This window comes from Rhizobium sp. 22-785-1 (genome assembly GCF_053521965.1).
Window position 1 is genome coordinate 242,465 of the sequence record NZ_JBNWDI010000001.1, and the last position, 17,126, is coordinate 259,590.

A 17,126-nucleotide genomic window follows, 5' to 3' on the forward strand; every position below is an offset into this window, starting at 1 on the left:
CGCATCGCTGCGGCCTTTCAATCTTTAATCTTGTTTCTTCCGGCCAATCAAACCAGACGGCTCCGAACCAGTGCCGCTTCGATGAAGCTTGCAAAGAGCGGATGCGGGTCTAGCGGCCGGCTCTTGAGTTCCGGGTGATACTGCACGCCAATGAACCAAGGATGGTCCGGATATTCGACGGTTTCCGGCAGGAGACCATCCGGTGACATGCCGGAGAACACCAGACCGCAGCTTTCAAGGCGATCCTTATACTCTACGTTCACCTCATACCGGTGGCGGTGGCGCTCGGAAATGTTGGTCGAGCCGTAGATATCCGCAATCTTGGTATCCTTCTTCAGCGACGCCTTGTACGCGCCGAGACGCATGGTACCACCGAGATCGCCCCTTGCATTGCGCTTCTCAAGCTCATTGCCCTTGACCCATTCGGTCATCAGGCCAACGACCGGCTCCTGTGTCGGACCGAATTCGGTCGAGGAGGCCTTCTCGATGCCAGCGAGGTGACGCGCCGCTTCAACAACCGCCATCTGCATGCCGAAGCAGATACCGAAATACGGAACCTGGCGTTCGCGGGCAAACTGGGCCGCACGGATCTTGCCTTCCGAACCGCGCTCGCCGAAGCCGCCCGGAACCAGAATGGCATTGACCTTTTCAAGATAGGGCGCCGGATCTTCCTTTTCGAAGACTTCCGACTCGATCCATTCAAGCTTGACCTTCACCCGGTTGGCGATGCCACCATGGTGCAGCGCTTCGATAAGCGACTTATAGGCATCCTTAAGGCCGGTATATTTGCCAACAATTGCAATCGTCACCTCGCCCTCAGGCGTGTGGATACGATTGCAGACTTCTTCCCAATGCTCAAGACGTGGCTTCGGTGCGGGTTCGATACCAAAGGCGGCCAGAACCTCGTTGTCGAGGCCTTCCTTATGATAGGCCGTCGGTACGTCATAGATGTTCGCCACATCGAGCGCCTGGATGACGGCGGACTGACGCACGTTGCAAAACAGCGAAAGCTTGCGACGTTCTGCCTCAGGAATTTCGCGATCTGCACGGACGAGCAGAATGTCGGGGTGAATACCAAGCGCCTGCAGTTCCTTGACGGAATGCTGCGTTGGCTTCGTCTTCAGCTCTCCTGCTGCCGGAATGTAAGGCATCAGCGTCAGGTGAAGATAGATCGCCGTGCCGCGTGGCAGGTCGTTGCCGAGCTGGCGGATGGCTTCCATGAAAGGCATCGCCTCAATGTCGCCGACCGTACCACCGATTTCGCAGATGACAAAATCATAGTCGTCATTGCCTTCGGTGACGAAATCCTTGATCTCGTTGGTCACATGCGGAATGACCTGGACCGTCGCGCCGAGATAATCGCCGCGGCGCTCCTTATCGATGATGTTTTTGTAGATACGACCCGTGGTGATGTTGTCGGTCTTGGTTGCGGAGCGCCCGGTAAAGCGTTCGTAGTGGCCAAGATCGAGATCCGTCTCCGCGCCGTCATCGGTCACGAAAACCTCACCGTGCTGGGTGGGGCTCATGGTGCCTGGATCGACATTGAGGTAGGGGTCGAGTTTGCGAAGCCGCACCCGATATCCACGGGATTGCAACAACGCTCCGAGTGCCGCGGCCGCAATGCCCTTCCCGAGGGAGGATACCACGCCGCCTGTGATGAATACATATCGCGCCATGGGAGTCACCGCTTACCTTTTAATAGATGATTCCGCCAGTCCCAATTTCATTGCTCGCGAAATCATCTGTTGATGACGCGTGGACGCTGAGCCGGAATCTAAACAAAAGAAAACCGGCAGGCTTTTCAGCCTGCCGGATTGTTGATCGTCGACTGAGCCTTATTGGCCGGTCGGAACGCCATTGTTGTTGGCGGGAGCCGGTTGCTGCGCCGGTGCAGCCGGAGCGACAGCGCCGCCCTCAGCCGGTGCTGCTGGCGTCGTCGTTGCCGGTGCCTGCTGTTGTGCAGGTGCCTGGTTGGACGCACCATTGGTCGTGGAAGGAACGCCATTATTGGCTGGCGCCTGTGAAGGCGTCGTCGACGACGGTCCGAGCGTATCGAGAATGCCGTTACCCTGACCTTGCTGTGCCGGAATACGGTTCAGGATGTCGGTCGGACGCGATTCGTAACGTGTCAGGAGACCAAGACCGAGGGATGTCGCGAAGAACAGGGCAGCGAGGATCGCCGTTGTGCGGGTCAGCGCGTTAGCGGTACCGCGCGCGGACATGAAGCCCGAACCGCCGCCAATACCGAGGCCACCGCCTTCGGAGCGCTGGATCAGCACCACGCCGACAAGCGCCAGCACGATCATGAGGTGAATAACAATCAGTACGTTCTGCATGACAATCCATTCCATGCCCCATCAGGAGCACAATGAAGAAGTTTGCGGCTCTTTACATGAGGCGAAAGCGTATTCCAAGCCCCCGGGGACCGAAAGCCTGGCAGCTTTTCTGAAAAAATCAGGCCGTCAACTGTTCGTAAGCTGCATAGATGGACAGGAAGTCGGACGCTTTCAAGCTCGCACCGCCGATCAGCGCGCCATCAACATTCTCGATGCCCATTAGCTCCAGGGCGTTGGACGGCTTGACTGAGCCACCATACAAAATGCGCATGCCCTTGCCCTCGCCGCCGAAGCGCTTCACGAGTTCATCACGCATGAAGGCGTGGGCTTCTCGCACGTCATCAACGGTTGGAGTCAGCCCTGTTCCGATCGCCCAAACGGGCTCATAGGCAATCACCGTGTTGGCGGCGGTCGCGTCATCAGGCACGGACCCATCAAGCTGACGCTTCAGCACATCGAGTGTCTGGCCCGACTTGCGCTGCTCCGCCGTCTCGCCGATGCAGATTATAGCGATTAGATCGGCCACGTAGGCAGACGTGGCCTTAGCGCGCACCAGGTGGTCCGTCTCAGCATGGTCGGTGCGGCGCTCGGAGTGTCCCACGATCACATGTGTGCCGAAGCAATCCGCAATCATTTCCGCAGAAATGTCGCCCGTATGAGCGCCGGACGCATTCTGATGGCAATCCTGCGCGCCGATTTTCAAAGGGCTGTCTTCGCAAAGCGCAGTCGCGACATAGAGCAGCGTCGAAGGCGGGCAGATCAGCGCCTCGACCTTTTTCGCGAGCGGTCCCTTTACCCCTTCGGCCATCGCCTTGATCTGATCGAGCGAGGCGCGCGTTCCGTTCATCTTCCAGTTTCCAGCGACGAGCGGGCGAATATCTGGGGTCATAGAGCAGTCGTTCCTCTTGATTGTTTGCGGGTTCTTCTCAGATAACAGCGATAGGAAATTGGATGAAAAAGCAAGGTTTCGGTTCGAAATTTGGTGAATTTCGTACAAACCCTGTCTTGAGCGATGGTAGTCCCAGCCTAATGCACGAAGATCCAGTTAAGAACCGCGCGCCAGTCGGTCATGCGGACTGGCGTTCCATGGGTGCCTGTCTGGAAAAGCGTGAAGCGTGTCGGCACACCGGCCTTCAACAGCGCCCGGAAAATAGAGGCCTGCTGATCGGCGGAATACACCTTGTCCAAGCTTCCATGCGTAAAATAAACGGGCTTCTTCGCCTTTATCAATGCGCTCTTGGAAAAATCGGGGTCTACCGCGCCGCCGAGAATAACCATCCCCTTAAGGTCGCCAGCTGCGATCGCATCGCGGCTGATGCCGTAGCAAATGAAGCTCCCCATGGAAGCACAGGCCAGAATGACAGGCTTGCCGCCGGATTTCGCTTTGGCATCGGCAATCAGCGCCGAGACGTCGGCTACGCCATTCTGATCGAAGGTCTTGACGCTCGGCGCATAATAGGTGCCGCCATTTTCGACAGCGAGGTTCTTCAGTCGATTGAAATTGCCGCCGAACGTATAGTCTTTCATGCCAAGCCGCCGATCCCCACCCCGGCCGTGTATGAAGATCACAGTAAACGCCTGGCCGCTCGCCCGTCCGACGCGTCCCACATCGATAGAGCGTCCTCCGACGGAAATCGTTTCCAGCTCCTGAAGGCTTTTCGGCGCGAGATCGACATATTGCCGTTTCACCCGCTGCTCTGGAATTTCGTCTCGCCCGTTGATATCGCGCATCTCCTGGTACTCGATAACCTGGGACGAACCCTTATCCGACGTCGACAACACGGTCTGGGCAGAAAACAGATCGTCCTTGAAAGGTTTCAGCGGGCCGCTGGTTTGAGCGCTGGCGGGCATCGCTGCAACAGAGAGGCAGAAAAGAGTACAAAAGGTGAAAAGAGCTGTGGACATGCCTTGAGGAACCGTTTCATTTGCGCCACAAGTCTTGCCATCCGGGCTGCCGCAACGCAATCCTTTACGGTAAAGCATCAGCCCTTTGTACCCTGCTTGAGTAGCATGACACGTAAACCGGTGTCTGTATCCTGTCTGCTCGCATGGACAAAATCCGGGCAAAATCTGATTGAACTGGACCTATGGACGATAGCAACGATCTTTTCTCAGGCCTCCCGTCAGCCAGCCGCGCTGCGGCAGAAACGCGGGAAGCTGCACCCGCTGTAGCACCGGCTGCAAAGGCAGTCGCGCAGCCAAAAACCGCGCCTGCACCAGTCACGTCGTCGGGCGATGATTACGGTGCATCGTCTATCCGCGTTCTGGAAGGTCTCGAACCAGTACGCATGCGTCCCGGCATGTATATTGGCGGCACGGACGAAAAAGCGCTGCACCACCTTTTTGCCGAAGTCATCGATAACTCGATGGACGAGGCGGTCGCGGGACACGCCAACTTCATCGAAGTGCATCTTGATGCCGAAGGCTTCCTGACGGTCAGCGATAACGGTCGCGGTATCCCCGTCGAAAACCATCCACAAGTGCCGGGCAAGTCCACGCTCGAGGTCATCATGACCAAGCTGCATGCAGGCGGCAAATTTGATGGCAAGGCCTATGAAACCTCCGGCGGTCTTCATGGTGTTGGCGTCTCCGTCGTTAACGCGCTGTCCGACGTGTTGGAAGTGGAAGTGGCGCGTAATCGCAAGCTTTATCGCCAGCGTTTTTCGCGCGGCATTCCGCAAGGTCCTCTTGAAGAACTGGGCGATATTCACAATCGTCGGGGAACGCGTGTGCGCTTCCATCCGGATGCGCAGATCTTCGGCGAGCACGCGAAGTTCGAGGCGGCCCGCATCTTCCGTATGGCGCGCTCCAAAGCCTATCTTTTTGGCGGCGTCGAAATCCGCTGGAGCTGCGATCCGGGCCTCGTGCCCGCTGGCGGCGAAATTCCGGAAAAGGCCGTCTTCCATTTCCCAGGTGGCTTGAAGGATTATCTCTCCGCCACATTGGGCAAGGACTTTACCGTTACCCGCGAAATCTTTTCAGGGAGAACGGAAAAGACTGGCGGTCACGGCGCGCTGGAATGGGCAGTCACCTGGTATGGCGGCGACAGCCAGATCCATTCCTATTGCAACACCATCCCGACACCTGAGGGCGGCACACACGAAGCTGGCCTTCGCATTGCACTGACTAAAGGCCTGAAGAACTATGCCGAACTGACGCAGAACAAGCGTGCCCGTGAAATCACCACCGATGACGTGATGATTTCGGCGGTCGGCATGCTGTCCGTCTTCATTCGTGAGCCGGAATTTGTCGGCCAGACCAAGGACAAACTCGCGACCGTCGAAGCTCAACGCATCGTCGAGAACGCGCTGCGCGATCCCTTCGATCATTACCTCGCCGGCAATCCAAACGAAGCCGCCAAGCTTCTGGACTGGGTGATCGAGCGCTGCGAGGAGCGTCTGCGCCGTCGCAAGGAAAAAGAGGTCAACCGCAAGACTGCGGTGCGCAAGTTGCGCCTGCCGGGCAAGCTCGCAGATTGTTCTCAGAACACTGCCGAAGGCGCTGAACTCTTTATCGTTGAGGGTGACTCGGCTGGTGGCTCCGCCAAGCAGGCGCGCAACCGCGCCAACCAGGCAATCCTGCCGCTTCGCGGCAAGATCCTGAACGTCGGAAGTGCCAGCCGTGAAAAGCTTTCCGCCAACCAGCAGATCGCCGATCTGATCCAGGCATTGGGCTGCGGCACGCGCACCAAATACCGCGACGAAGATTTGCGTTACGAACGTATCATCATCATGACCGATGCCGACGTGGACGGCGCGCATATCGCCTCGCTGCTGATCACCTTCTTCTATCAGGAAATGCCCGAACTGATCCGCGGCAGCCACCTCTATCTGGCCGTCCCGCCCCTCTACAAGATCACGCAAGGCTCGAAGTCTGCCTATGCACGCGACGACGTTCACCGCGCGGAATTGATGGAGACGGAGTTCAAGGGCCGCGGCAAGATCGAAATCAGCCGCTTCAAAGGCCTTGGCGAAATGCTGCCAGCACAGCTAAAGGAAACCACCATGGATCCGTCCAAGCGCACCCTACTGCGCGTGGAAATCGACGACGTGGATTTCGAAGGCACGAGGGAAGCGGTGGATAACCTGATGGGAACAAAGGCCGACGCTCGCTTCCGCTTCATTCAGGACCGCGCAGCCTTTGCGGAGAACTTGGACATCTGATGGATTGTCGGGTTGGTTTGACCAACCCGACGCGCAATCGAAATCATTAGGAAGCCTTGGCAGAGACTTGATGACCCTTGTTTGTCATGGCCGGCTCTGAACCGTTGCTGTCCAAGTTAGATTGCGATGCGTGTTTTCGGCGCGAGCTTCACCCCACACGTCATACTTGCCTCAAGGCGGTACCCAGCCCCCTTGTGTATGCAATGCGAAATGAGGCTCTCGCGATCACAGAAGAGATTGCGCTTGATCCCACTGTCCAAGTGCGGGATCACGGATGAGGTGTTGCCGTTCCGATACCTAGGCTGGCCTACGATCCCTGAGAGTTGTCGGCTCAGCGCTGTGAAGCGCTGACCAATCACTCAGCAGCAGCCAGAAGCTTCTTCTCACGATTGGCACGAAGACGTTCGAAATCGTCGCCTGCATGGTGCGACGATCGCGTTAGCGGGCTGGACGAGACCATCAGGAAGCCCTTTGTGTAGGCAACCGTTTCGTAGGACTTGAACTCTTCAGGGGTCACGAAGCGTTCCACCTTGTGATGCTTGCGCGTCGGCTGCAAATACTGGCCAATCGTCAGGAAGTCGACATCGGCGCTGCGAAGGTCGTCCATCAGCTGCAGGACTTCGTTCCGCTCTTCGCCAAGACCTACCATGATGCCGGACTTGGTGAACATCGTGGGGTCCAGTTCCTTCACCCGTTGCAGCAGACGAACGGAGTGGAAGTAACGTGCGCCTGGACGAACGGTCAGGTAGTTGCCGGGAACCGTTTCCATATTGTGGTTGAAAACGTCGGGCTTGGCGGCAACAACGCGCTCCAGCGCACCGGGCTTTTTCAGGAAATCAGGCGTCAGGATTTCAATGGTCGTGTTCGGCGAAGCGGCACGGATTGCCCATATCACCTTTTCGAAATGCTCGGCGCCACCGTCTGAGAGGTCATCGCGGTCGACCGAGGTGATGACGACGTGGCTAAGGCCCATCTGCTTGACGGCCTTGGCGACGTTTTCCGGCTCATTGAGATCGAGCGGGTTCGGCTTGCCGGTGGAGACATTGCAGAAGGCGCAGGCGCGCGTGCAGATCTCGCCCATGATCATGAAGGTCGCGTGCTTCTTTTCCCAGCACTCGCCGATATTTGGACAGCCGGCTTCTTCGCACACCGTCACCAACTTGTGGCTGCGGACAAGTTCGCGCGTCTCATGGTAGCCCTTGGAGGTAGGCGCCTTGACGCGAATCCATTCCGGCTTGCGCGCCACTTCCGTGTCGGGCTTATGCGCCTTTTCCGGATGGCGGATACGCTTTTCGTCCGGCTGGGACATCCTGTCGAGAATAGTGACCATGAGAGAAACCTGCTTCTGCCGCTTCTAAAGCGGCTCTAACGCCTGACGAGCTTGGCGAGGAATAACAGAAGGCTTGCGCCCAGAAAAGACGTGACGAAGTAGCCGAGGCGGCTGTCTTCCACAAACACGTCGAATGTGCGCAATACCGCAACGGCGACGACGGAGCCGACAATGCCCAGCACAATGTTCATGAAGATGCCAAAACGCATATCCATGAGCTTGCCCGCAAGCCAGCCCGCAAGGCCGCCGATAATGATGGCAGCAATCCAGCCCACACTTTCCATCCGCAATCCCTTTCTTCAACCCGCCGCTTTGCAAAAGCCTGCCTACGCAATGAGCCTTGCAATCAGCGTGACGATGATAGCACCCACCGTCGCATGAATGATCTGCACCACCAGAGCGTTTTCAATACCAAGCGAAATGCCGAAAGCATTGAACAGATAGCCGCCGACAAATGCGCCGATGACGCCACTCAAGAGGCAACCGATCAATCCGCCGCCGCCAACGATGAGGCTGGCGAGGAAACCGGCCACCAGGCCGATCAGCAGGAAAACAACCCAAGCTTCCGTAACAATCGACATGATCATTCTCCCTTGATGTCGCTCCCTCAGAGAGTGGGAGCGACGAGAGCAATTATCAAGCGTTCAACACACGTCCGTAAGCGTCCAGCACGCTTTCCTTCATCATTTCCGACAGGGTCGGATGCGGGAATATAGTATGCATCAACTCCTCTTCCGTCGTCTCAAGGTTCATCGCTACAACAAAGCCCTGAATGAGTTCAGTCACTTCCGCGCCCACCATATGCGCGCCGATCAACTCGCCGGTCTTCTTGTCGAAGATGGTCTTGACCATGCCTTGGTCTTCACCAAGCGCGATGGCCTTACCATTGGCAGCAAAGGAGTAGCGGCCGACGCGGATTTCACGTCCCTGCTCTTTCGCTTTGGCTTCCGTCAGACCGACCGAAGCGACCTGAGGATTGCAGTACGTGCATCCGGGGATCTTCGCCTTATCCATCGGGTGCACGCCTGGGACGCCTGCGATCTTCTCGATGCAGATAACGCCTTCATGCTCTGCCTTGTGAGCAAGCATTGGAGGACCGGCGACATCGCCAATGGCGTAGAGGCCCGGAACGTTGGTCTTGCCGTAACCGTCGATGACAATACAGCCACGATCCGTCTTCACGCCAAGTGCTTCAAGACCGAGATTCTCGATATTGCCCTGAACGCCGACAGCCGAAATAAGACGATCCGCGGTGATCTGCTGGACCTTGCCGTCCTTGGTCTCGACATGGGCGGTGATCGAATTCGAGCCTTTTTCAACCTTAGAAACCTTGGCCTCGGTAATGATCTTAAGGCCGCGCTTCTCAAGCTGTTTGCGAGCGAAAGTCGAGATTTCCGCGTCTTCCACCGGCATGATGTTAGCCATCAGTTCAACGACTGTCACGTCCACGCCCATCGAGCGATAGAAGGAGGCGAATTCGATACCGATTGCGCCCGACCCCATGACAACGATGGACTTCGGCATGAAGTCCGGCTTCATCGCTTCGAAATAGGTCCAGATCAGCTTGCCATCCGGTTCGATGCCTGGCAGCGCACGCGGACGCGCGCCAGTCGCGACGATGATGTGCTTGGCCGTATAAGTGCCCTCACCCAGAACACCCTTCGGAACCGGGTTCTGTGGCTGCACGATCGGCTTGGAAATTTTGCCAACGACAATTTCATTCGGCTTGGTGAGCTTGGCTTCACCCCAGATGACGTCAATCTTGTTCTTCTTCATCAGAAAGGCGACGCCGCCATTCAGGCGAGCGGACACGCCACGCGAACGGGCGACAACTTCCTTCACATCCGCGCTGATCGTTCCCTCCAGCTTCAGACCGTAATTCTTCGCGTGATGGGCATTGTCGAGCACTTCAGCAGAACGGAGAAGCGCCTTGGTGGGAATGCAGCCCCAGTTGAGGCAGATACCGCCAAGATGTTCGCGCTCGACGATCGCCGTCTTCAGGCCGAGTTGTGCCGCACGGATTGCCGTAACGTAACCGCCGGGACCGGAGCCGATGATGATGACGTCGTAGGATTGAGCCATTTTATGTCCTGCCTTTATCTCTTTGACGGCGACTAGTCCGCCGCTGCGTCAATCGAATTCAAATCAGATTCCAAGCAACATGCGCACCACGGGCTCAAGCCCGCGTCCCAGCGCACGTGTATTTTCAGCGTCCAGATGAACGCCATCGAGGGGTGTCGTCACCGCAACGGAGGCCGCATCGAAGAAGGCACAACCCTTGTCGTCTGCGAGATCGCGATAGAGCGATCCCATCATCTTCGACTGTTCGATGGCGCCCGCATACATCGCCGCAAACATCTCGTTGCCGGTTTCGCAAATATGCGGCGGCGAAACGATCAGGATCTCCGGCTCGTCCTGATCCTCGAAGGACCAGGCGTGATGCCGGATGAGACTGACCAACCGCTCCATACCCTTGACCGCACCAACTGCCGAGCCCGCGCCGATACCGCGCTTCAGGTCATTGGTGCCGAGCATGATGATGACGAGATCGAGCGGCGCATGGCTGTGCAGGATCGTCGGCAGCAGTGTTGCACCATTGCGGTCGCAATCGGCCAGATGATCGTCATAGGCGGTGGTGCGCCCATTCAAGCCTTCGGCAATGACATTGACCTCACCGCCCAGCGCCTTTTGCAGCACGCTTGGCCAGCGGTCTTCAAAGGCATGACGACCAAGATTTTCGGCGTCATATCCCCATGTCAGGCTGTCGCCGTAGCAAAGAACGGTTTTCACGTAACAACTCCATTCCTGCAACCCGCCACCTGGGCTCCCATCCTGTGGAACGATAGAATGACAAAGCAGACCGCCAAGCCAACAATTCCACCGAAACTTTCGAAAAAGCCGACATTCTCGGTCAACACTCTCGCACCGATCAATCCCAGGAGACTGGCCACGGGCAAAAAGAATAAAGCGGTAAAAAGATACCTCTCCAACCGGCCAGGAGTTCCTGCGACGCCAGCGATGCGCATCGCCCACCAATACACAGCTAAAACGGGGACAAGGACTGAACCCGTCGCCAACATATAGGTCCGATCAACGAGTTGAACGATACCACTTGCAGAACCAACTTGGATCACCACCCAACAGAACGCCAGAAGCACCACCAAAACAGCCGAAACAATCCCCATACACAAATTAACGGTGTGAGATGCATTCTCTCTGAGCTGCGCGACCGTTGTCACAAATATCAACACGGTAGCCAAGGCCAAAGCATTTCCAAAAACCAGGACGATATCTGCAGTCTCATGTCGTATCAACGGATAGATCGGCACGGTGGAGAGAGCCGCCACCAAGCCGATCATCCCAGCCATCAGAGAGAAAACCGCAGCACGAGCCGATATCTTTGCCGCGCGAGACGGTGACACGTGAATATCGGACTTCTTTGCCACGGTCTTCAGGTACATTTTACACCAGCATCGACATCGGGCTTTCGATGTAGCGCTTGAAGGCGGAAGCGAGTTCCGCGCCGAGCGCGCCATCGATGACGCGGTGGTCGAAGGCGAATGTCGCCGTCATCACCGTACCGACTTCGATCTTGCCGCCGCGAACGACCGGCTTCTCGACGCCAGCGCCGATGGAGACGATCGAAGCCTGCGGCAGGTTGACGATTGAGGTGAAGGATGAAACGCCGAACATGCCAAGGTTGGACACGGATGTGGTGCCGCCCTGGTATTCTTCCGGCTTCAGCTTCTTGTCACGAGCACGCTTGGCAAGATCCTTGACCTCGTTGGAGATAGCCGAAAGCGACTTCTCCTCGGCCTTTCGGACGATCGGCGTGATCAAGCCATCCGGAATCGACACGGCCACGCCGACATCGGCATGCTTGTGCAGAACGCGGGCAGTAGACGTCCAGGAGGCATTCGCCATCGGAACGTCACGCAGCGCAAGCGCCATCGCCTTGATGATGAAGTCGTTGACGGAGAGCTTAAATGCCGGAACCTCGCCCTTCTCGGTCTTCTTCACCGGTGCGGAGGCATTGATCTCGGCGCGAAGCTTCAGCATCGCATCGAGTTCGCATTCCATCGAAACCGTGTAGGACGGAACCGTCTGGGTCGACTCGGTCAAGCGCGAGGCAATGGTCTTGCGCATGCCGTCATGCGGCAGAAGCTCATAGGAGCCTTCGGCAAACAGCTTGAGAACGCTGTCGTCCGACGGACCCTTGGCAGCGGCGGGAGCCGGACCAGCCGACGATGCAGATGCCTGTGCAGCAGCCGGTGCAGCCTTTGCGCCACCGGAAGCGACTGCCTTTTCAACGTCAGACTTGACGATGCGGCCATGCGGGCCGGAGCCGGATACAGCAGACAGATCAAGACCGGCATCCTTTGCCATGCGGCGTGCCAAGGGCGAGGCAAAAAGGCGCTCGCCGGACTTGGACACAGGTGCAGGCGTTGAAGGTGCAGCCGCCTGATCTGCAACCGGCTTGTCAGCCTTGGGAGCCGCTTCAGACTTCTCTTCCTTCGGGGCCTCGGCCTTGACTTCCTGCTTGAGAGCTTCAGCCTTCGCTTCAGACTTGGCAGGAGCAGCATCGCCGCCCTTTGCCGCGTCAGCCACGTCTTCGCCTTCGCCGGCGAGGATGGCGATCAAGGCATTGACCTTTACCGCTTCCGTACCGGCCGGGACCACGATCTTGGCGACCGTGCCCTCGTCGACAGCTTCCACTTCCATGGTCGCCTTGTCGGTCTCGATTTCGGCAATCACGTCGCCAGGAGCAACCTTGTCGCCTTCCTTGACCAGCCACTTGGCCAGATTGCCCTCTTCCATCGTCGGCGAAAGGGCAGGCATGGTGATGTTGATAGGCATCGAAACGCCCTCCCCTTACTTGTAGCAGACGGCTTTGACAGCCTGGATGACTTCGTCAACGTTCGGCAGAGCCAGCTTCTCCAGGTTTGCAGCGTAAGGCATCGGAACGTCCTTACCGGCAATCGTCAGAATCGGCGCATCGAGATAATCGAAGGCCGCGCGCTGAACCTGGTTGGAGATGAAGTCACCGACCGATGACTGCGGGAAGCCTTCTTCAACCGTGACCAGACGGCCCGTCTTCTTGACGGATTCGATAACCGTCGGAAGATCCATCGGGCGGATGGTGCGAAGATCGATCAACTCGACATCGATGCCTTCCTTTTCCAGCTCGGCGACAGCCTTGACCGCATAGGTCATACCGATACCGAAGGAAACGATGGTCGCGTCCTTGCCCTTGCGGTGAATGCGCGCCTTGCCGATCGGCAGGACGAAATCATCCAGCTTCGGCACTTCGAAGCTCTGACCGTACAGGATTTCGTTTTCAAGGAAGATGACCGGGTTCGGATCGCGGATGGCAGCCTTCAAGAGACCCTTTGCGTCGGCTGCCGTGTAAGGCATGACGACCTTGAGGCCTGGAATGTGGCTGTACCATGCGGCATAGCACTGCGAATGCTGAGCAGCCACGCGGGCAGCAGCGCCCGACGGACCACGGAACACCATAGGTGCGCCCATCTGACCACCAGACATGTAGAGCGTCTTGGCAGCAGAGTTGACGATCTGATCGATTGCCTGCATGGCGAAGTTGAACGTCATGAATTCGACGATCGGCTTCAGGCCGGTCATGGCAGCGCCAACACCGATACCGGCAAAGCCGTGCTCGGTGATCGGCGTATCGATAACGCGCTTGGCGCCGAATTCCTGCAGCAACCCTTGAGTGATCTTGTAGGCGCCCTGGTATTCGGCAACTTCTTCGCCCATGACGAAGACGTTTTCGTCCGAGCGCATTTCTTCGGCCATGGCGTCGCGCAGAGCTTCGCGCACGGTCTGGGTCGCAAACTCGGTGCCTTCCGGAATATCCGGATCGGCAGCAACTTCGATCTTGGGTGCGGCAGGTGCCTTTGCCGTTTCCTTGGAAGCGGAAGGCTCTTCGCTGGCTTCGCGGGTCTTGCCGCCGGCGGCGTCAGAACCGGAGCTTGCAGCTTCTGCCTTCGGCTCTTCCTTCTTCGGTGCTGCGGAAGACGACAGATCGTCAGCGCTCTCACCTTCCTGAAGGAGAACGGCAATCGCCGTGTTCACCTTGACGTTTTCGGTACCGGCGTCGATCAGGATCTTACCGATGACACCTTCGTCCACGGCTTCGACTTCCATCGTCGCCTTGTCAGTCTCGATTTCCGCGATCACGTCGCCGGAGGTGACCTTGTCACCTTCCTTTTTCAACCACTTGGAAAGCGTGCCTTCCTCCATGGTCGGGGAAAGGGCGGGCATAAGAATTTCTACTGGCATTGTTTTCCCTTTCCCGATCAGAGCAGAATGTCGGTGTAAAGCTCGGATACATCCGGCTCTGGATCGTTCTGGGCAAAGTCGGCGCTGTCGGCCACGATGTCACGAACATCCTTGTCGATCGCCTTCAACTCTTCCTCGGTCGCCCAGCCCTGCTCCATGAGCCGCGCCTTGACCTGCTCGATCGGGTCCTGCTCGGAGCGCATCTTCTGCACTTCTTCCTTGGAACGATACTTGGCCGGGTCTGACATGGAGTGACCGCGATAACGGTAGGTCAGCATTTCCAGGATGATCGGCCCCTTGCCGGAACGACAATGTTCAAGCGCTTCGTCCGCAGCAGCCTTGACAGCGCGCACATCCATGCCGTCCACCTGAACGCCGGGGATGCCGAAACCGGAACCGCGCAGCGAGTAGTTCGACTGTGCAGTGGCACGGCTGGTCGAGGTACCCATGGCGTAACGGTTGTTCTCAACGATGTAGATGATCGGAAGCTTCCAGAGAGCAGCCATGTTGAAGCTCTCATAGACCTGGCCCTGGTTCGCAGCGCCGTCACCGAAATAGGTGACCGACACATTGTCGTTGCCGCGATACTTGTTTGCGAAGGCCAGACCGGTACCGAGCGAAACCTGCGCACCGACAATGCCGTGGCCGCCGTAAAAATGCTTCTCCTTGGAGAACATATGCATCGAGCCGCCCTTACCCTTGGAAAGGCCGCCGCGACGTCCTGTCAGTTCCGCCATAACACCGCGAGGGCTCATGCCGGCAGCCAACATATGGCCGTGGTCACGATAGGCGGTGATGACCTGATCGCCTTCCTTCTGCGACATCTGCATACCAACGACAACGGCCTCTTGGCCGATGTAGAGGTGACAGAAACCGCCGATGAAGCCCATGCCATAAAGCTGGCCGGCCTTTTCTTCGAAGCGACGGATGAGCAGCATCTCGCGATACGCGTGGAGTTCTTCGTCCTTGCCGAAATCCGGAGAATTCTTGCCGGTAAATTCCTTGGCAGGCGTCTTTGCCGTTGTCTTGCGGCCGGATACAGACGCGTTTTTGCGCGGCGCCATTCATCCCTCCCTGAGTTGAATTAGAATGGTTGGATCGGCGCGTAACATATTCAAGAAAGGCCGCCACAGCAATGCCATAAACGCATGGCACATATTCTAAGTAAACGACTGTATTTAAAAATAAATTTCATGATTAACCAAAATCGGGTTAATCACATATATCCGTTCATGATGACGATTTCGTTCGGCTTTGACATATTCAACTGGTAACGCGAAATCTCGTCGATCATATCTCGCTCAAGCGAACCATCGCTCATCAATTCCACCTGCCGCTCAAGCGCCACACGAGTCTTGACGATCTTGTCGCGCTCGGCTGTCCGCGCAATGCGCTGACGCTCAAGCCGCTCCATCGCTTCCAGTCCGAAATCACCATGGATGGAATGATAGCCGAAATAGGAAAGAAAGGCGACCGTGATCGCTGGAACAACCAGACGGCCAAACCGTCTTTTTTTGTGATGCTTCGTCCACATACTCTGAAAAACTGCCTTCAAACGCGCTACTGGAATCACAATAGCCGCATTTGCTTAACCATCCGTTGACCGTGTTTTCGGCATGTCCAACAGCATAGGAAAGACCGCAATTCTCAGTCATCGCAACCCTGCAGCGCCAACCACCGGCCGGGCGTCATTCCGAACGCGTCGCGAAAATGCCGCGTGAAATGGGCCTGATCCGCAAAACCTGCTTCCACTGCAGCGCCCGCCAGACTGTTGCCCGCTAACAGCAGCTGCTTTGCCTGCCCCAGGCGGCGCATCACGAGATAGCGGTGCGGGCTGGTGCCCAGAACCTGCCTGAAATGCCGCGCCAAAGCGTATCGATCCAGCCCGGTGATCTCCTCCAGCGTAGCAGATCGCACCGGCTCATCACTATGGCTGAGAAGAAAGTCACGCGCCTGTAAGACCGCCGATTGCGCGACCTTGCTAACCCGCTTGCGAGGTTCTCCCGCTTCATAAGCCAGAATCATCCCGATCCGTTGAATGGCGTCGTCCTTGGCCAGATCATCCGGCTCGTGCTCGAGGTCCGACAGAATGTAGGCGAGCGCACGGGAGAGCTCCGCATTGGCAACAACAGGATCCGGCACGAATGGCAATGAGCGAGAATACCCATCAATAGCACCGATCAACTCAGGCGGCATGTAGACCATGCGATAGATCAGCCCGTCAGCGGTTCCAGCTGCGCCATCGTGAACTTCATCAGGATGCAGCACGATGACGTTTCCCGGCATGCTAAAACGTTCGATCCCGCGATATCGGAAGGTCTGAACGCCATGCAGCGTCAGCCCCAAGGCGTAGGTGTCGTGCCGATGCGGTGTAAACCCATTGCCGTGGAACCGCACCTCGGTCCGCTCGATCCCTCTACTTTCCGCAACAACGCGCACGCCGGGCTGAAATTCCACGCACGAACGTTCAAGACCCAGCGCCCGTTGCACCGCTAGTTGCTCGATGTCCTCGATACCTTCAAAGGAGTAAGACATGTTTGACACCAAAATCGCGATCATCATTCGCGATGACCTTGCCACGTGGCAAAAGCTAAACGTCACCGCTTTTCTGACAAGCGGTATCATCGCTCAATCGCCCGCGATCATCGGCGAAGCATATCGGGATGCCGCTGATAATGTCTACAATCCGATGTCCATCCAGCCTATCGTGGTTCTGACCGCTGACCAAGAGACACTAAGAACCATCCACCGGCGAACGCTGGAGCGAAATGTCACGGCATCAGCCTACATCGAAGAGATGTTCACAACGGGTCACGATGCGGCCAATCGAGAGGTCTTTGCCAGGTTCACTCCGGACAATGCCAAGCTCGTTGGTCTCGCGTTGCGGTCCGATAAGAAGATCGTCGACAAGATTTGCAAGGGTGCAAAGATGCATCCCTGATGCCGCACTGTCGTTCAACGGAGAGCGACAGCAATAACTCGACCGAAATAGCGAAC

Annotated in this window: 17 protein-coding genes; 2 read left to right on the forward strand and 15 right to left on the reverse strand. The window is 57.2% G+C overall.

All coding sequences use genetic code 11. The features are described 5' to 3' along the window. Positions 1 to 47: 47 nt before the first annotated feature. From ACQZ5M_RS01160 to ACQZ5M_RS01175, 4 genes are all read right to left on the reverse strand, one after another. Positions 48 to 1,676 carry a CTP synthase gene (locus tag ACQZ5M_RS01160; protein ID WP_449078920.1) on the reverse strand — a complete coding sequence of 543 codons (1,629 nt, stop codon included), beginning with the start codon at positions 1,674 to 1,676 and terminating at the stop codon, positions 48 to 50. Positions 1,677 to 1,835: 159 nt separating this feature from the next. Continuing rightward, positions 1,836 to 2,336: a preprotein translocase subunit SecG gene (gene secG / locus ACQZ5M_RS01165; RefSeq protein WP_296073863.1), complete on the reverse strand. Its 501-nt coding sequence runs from the start codon at positions 2,334 to 2,336 to the stop codon at positions 1,836 to 1,838. Between the two features lie 118 nt (positions 2,337 to 2,454). After that, the gene (gene tpiA, locus ACQZ5M_RS01170; RefSeq protein WP_296073865.1) at positions 2,455 to 3,225 is read right to left on the reverse strand and encodes a triose-phosphate isomerase; all 771 of its coding nucleotides are present in this window, start codon (positions 3,223 to 3,225) and stop codon (positions 2,455 to 2,457) included. A gap of 137 nt (positions 3,226 to 3,362) precedes the next feature. Next, complete coding sequence (locus ACQZ5M_RS01175; RefSeq protein ID WP_449078921.1) at positions 3,363 to 4,241, reverse strand: alpha/beta hydrolase; 879 nt, start codon at positions 4,239 to 4,241, stop codon at positions 3,363 to 3,365. Between the two features lie 182 nt (positions 4,242 to 4,423). On the opposite strand from ACQZ5M_RS01175, the gene parE reads away from it, so the two are divergent. Continuing rightward, positions 4,424 to 6,499: a DNA topoisomerase IV subunit B gene (parE, locus tag ACQZ5M_RS01180; RefSeq protein ID WP_296076102.1), complete on the forward strand. Its 2,076-nt coding sequence runs from the start codon at positions 4,424 to 4,426 to the stop codon at positions 6,497 to 6,499. Between the two features lie 355 nt (positions 6,500 to 6,854). On the opposite strand, the gene lipA is transcribed toward parE, so the two are convergent. The 11 genes from lipA to ACQZ5M_RS01235 form a co-directional block, all read right to left on the reverse strand. Continuing rightward, the gene (gene lipA / locus ACQZ5M_RS01185; protein ID WP_296038811.1) at positions 6,855 to 7,829 is read right to left on the reverse strand and encodes a lipoyl synthase; all 975 of its coding nucleotides are present in this window, start codon (positions 7,827 to 7,829) and stop codon (positions 6,855 to 6,857) included. 35 nt (positions 7,830 to 7,864) lie between these two features. After that, positions 7,865 to 8,113, reverse strand: coding sequence for a GlsB/YeaQ/YmgE family stress response membrane protein (locus tag ACQZ5M_RS01190; protein WP_062427373.1), 249 nt, complete (start codon positions 8,111 to 8,113; stop codon positions 7,865 to 7,867). A gap of 42 nt (positions 8,114 to 8,155) precedes the next feature. Next, positions 8,156 to 8,410, reverse strand: coding sequence for a GlsB/YeaQ/YmgE family stress response membrane protein (locus tag ACQZ5M_RS01195; protein WP_296014248.1), 255 nt, complete (start codon positions 8,408 to 8,410; stop codon positions 8,156 to 8,158). A gap of 55 nt (positions 8,411 to 8,465) precedes the next feature. After that, a complete protein-coding gene (gene lpdA / locus ACQZ5M_RS01200; RefSeq protein ID WP_296076100.1) occupies positions 8,466 to 9,911 on the reverse strand; it encodes a dihydrolipoyl dehydrogenase in 1,446 nt (481 codons plus the stop codon). Positions 9,912 to 9,974: 63 nt separating this feature from the next. Beyond that, positions 9,975 to 10,619, reverse strand: a complete 645-nt coding sequence (locus tag ACQZ5M_RS01205; protein ID WP_296076097.1) for an SGNH/GDSL hydrolase family protein — start codon at positions 10,617 to 10,619, stop codon at positions 9,975 to 9,977. Beyond that, positions 10,616 to 11,290 (reverse strand): hypothetical protein, encoded by a 675-nt coding sequence (locus ACQZ5M_RS01210; protein WP_296076094.1) that lies wholly within the window; start codon positions 11,288 to 11,290, stop codon positions 10,616 to 10,618. Before ACQZ5M_RS01210 ends, ACQZ5M_RS01205 begins: the two co-directional genes overlap by 4 nt. Position 11,291: 1 nt before the next feature. Then, positions 11,292 to 12,686, reverse strand: a complete 1,395-nt coding sequence (locus ACQZ5M_RS01215) for a pyruvate dehydrogenase complex dihydrolipoamide acetyltransferase (protein ID WP_296076092.1) — start codon at positions 12,684 to 12,686, stop codon at positions 11,292 to 11,294. Positions 12,687 to 12,701: 15 nt separating this feature from the next. Further along, positions 12,702 to 14,129: a pyruvate dehydrogenase complex E1 component subunit beta gene (locus ACQZ5M_RS01220; RefSeq protein ID WP_449078922.1), complete on the reverse strand. Its 1,428-nt coding sequence runs from the start codon at positions 14,127 to 14,129 to the stop codon at positions 12,702 to 12,704. A 17-nt stretch (positions 14,130 to 14,146) separates the two neighbouring features. Further along, entirely contained in the window at positions 14,147 to 15,193 is a 1,047-nt protein-coding gene (gene pdhA, locus ACQZ5M_RS01225; protein WP_296038798.1) for a pyruvate dehydrogenase (acetyl-transferring) E1 component subunit alpha, read from the reverse strand. A 152-nt stretch (positions 15,194 to 15,345) separates the two neighbouring features. After that, a complete protein-coding gene (locus tag ACQZ5M_RS01230) occupies positions 15,346 to 15,663 on the reverse strand; it encodes an FtsB family cell division protein (RefSeq protein WP_296014237.1) in 318 nt (105 codons plus the stop codon). Positions 15,664 to 15,776: 113 nt separating this feature from the next. Further along, on the reverse strand, positions 15,777 to 16,688 hold the full coding sequence (locus ACQZ5M_RS01235; protein ID WP_449079179.1) for an AraC family transcriptional regulator: 912 nt from the start codon (positions 16,686 to 16,688) through the stop codon (positions 15,777 to 15,779). On the opposite strand from ACQZ5M_RS01235, the gene ACQZ5M_RS01240 reads away from it, so the two are divergent. Then, the gene (locus ACQZ5M_RS01240) at positions 16,663 to 17,070 is read left to right on the forward strand and encodes a DUF2000 family protein (protein ID WP_296076088.1); all 408 of its coding nucleotides are present in this window, start codon (positions 16,663 to 16,665) and stop codon (positions 17,068 to 17,070) included. The genes ACQZ5M_RS01235 and ACQZ5M_RS01240 overlap by 26 nt on opposite strands. The last annotated feature ends 56 nt before the right edge of the window (positions 17,071 to 17,126 follow it).

Bases quoted from the DNA above. Each gene is read 5' to 3' on its own strand.
- ACQZ5M_RS01160 (WP_449078920.1), bottom strand. From the start codon at position 1,676: ATGGCGCGATATGTATTCATCACAGGCGGCGTGGTATCCTCCCTCGGG.
- secG (WP_296073863.1), bottom strand. From the start codon at position 2,336: ATGCAGAACGTACTGATTGTTATTCACCTCATGATCGTGCTGGCGCTT.
- tpiA (WP_296073865.1), bottom strand. From the start codon at position 3,225: ATGACCCCAGATATTCGCCCGCTCGTCGCTGGAAACTGGAAGATGAAC.
- ACQZ5M_RS01175 (WP_449078921.1), bottom strand. From the start codon at position 4,241: ATGTCCACAGCTCTTTTCACCTTTTGTACTCTTTTCTGCCTCTCTGTT.
- parE (WP_296076102.1), top strand. From the start codon at position 4,424: ATGGACGATAGCAACGATCTTTTCTCAGGCCTCCCGTCAGCCAGCCGC.
- lipA (WP_296038811.1), bottom strand. From the start codon at position 7,829: ATGGTCACTATTCTCGACAGGATGTCCCAGCCGGACGAAAAGCGTATC.
- ACQZ5M_RS01190 (WP_062427373.1), bottom strand. From the start codon at position 8,113: ATGGAAAGTGTGGGCTGGATTGCTGCCATCATTATCGGCGGCCTTGCG.
- ACQZ5M_RS01195 (WP_296014248.1), bottom strand. From the start codon at position 8,410: ATGTCGATTGTTACGGAAGCTTGGGTTGTTTTCCTGCTGATCGGCCTG.
- lpdA (WP_296076100.1), bottom strand. From the start codon at position 9,911: ATGGCTCAATCCTACGACGTCATCATCATCGGCTCCGGTCCCGGCGGT.
- ACQZ5M_RS01210 (WP_296076094.1), bottom strand. From the start codon at position 11,290: ATGTACCTGAAGACCGTGGCAAAGAAGTCCGATATTCACGTGTCACCG.
- ACQZ5M_RS01215 (WP_296076092.1), bottom strand. From the start codon at position 12,686: ATGCCTATCAACATCACCATGCCTGCCCTTTCGCCGACGATGGAAGAG.
- ACQZ5M_RS01220 (WP_449078922.1), bottom strand. From the start codon at position 14,129: ATGCCAGTAGAAATTCTTATGCCCGCCCTTTCCCCGACCATGGAGGAA.
- pdhA (WP_296038798.1), bottom strand. From the start codon at position 15,193: ATGGCGCCGCGCAAAAACGCGTCTGTATCCGGCCGCAAGACAACGGCA.
- ACQZ5M_RS01230 (WP_296014237.1), bottom strand. From the start codon at position 15,663: ATGTGGACGAAGCATCACAAAAAAAGACGGTTTGGCCGTCTGGTTGTT.
- ACQZ5M_RS01240 (WP_296076088.1), top strand. From the start codon at position 16,663: ATGTTTGACACCAAAATCGCGATCATCATTCGCGATGACCTTGCCACG.
- ACQZ5M_RS01235 (WP_449079179.1), bottom strand. From the start codon at position 16,688: ATGATCGCGATTTTGGTGTCAAACATGTCTTACTCCTTTGAAGGTATC.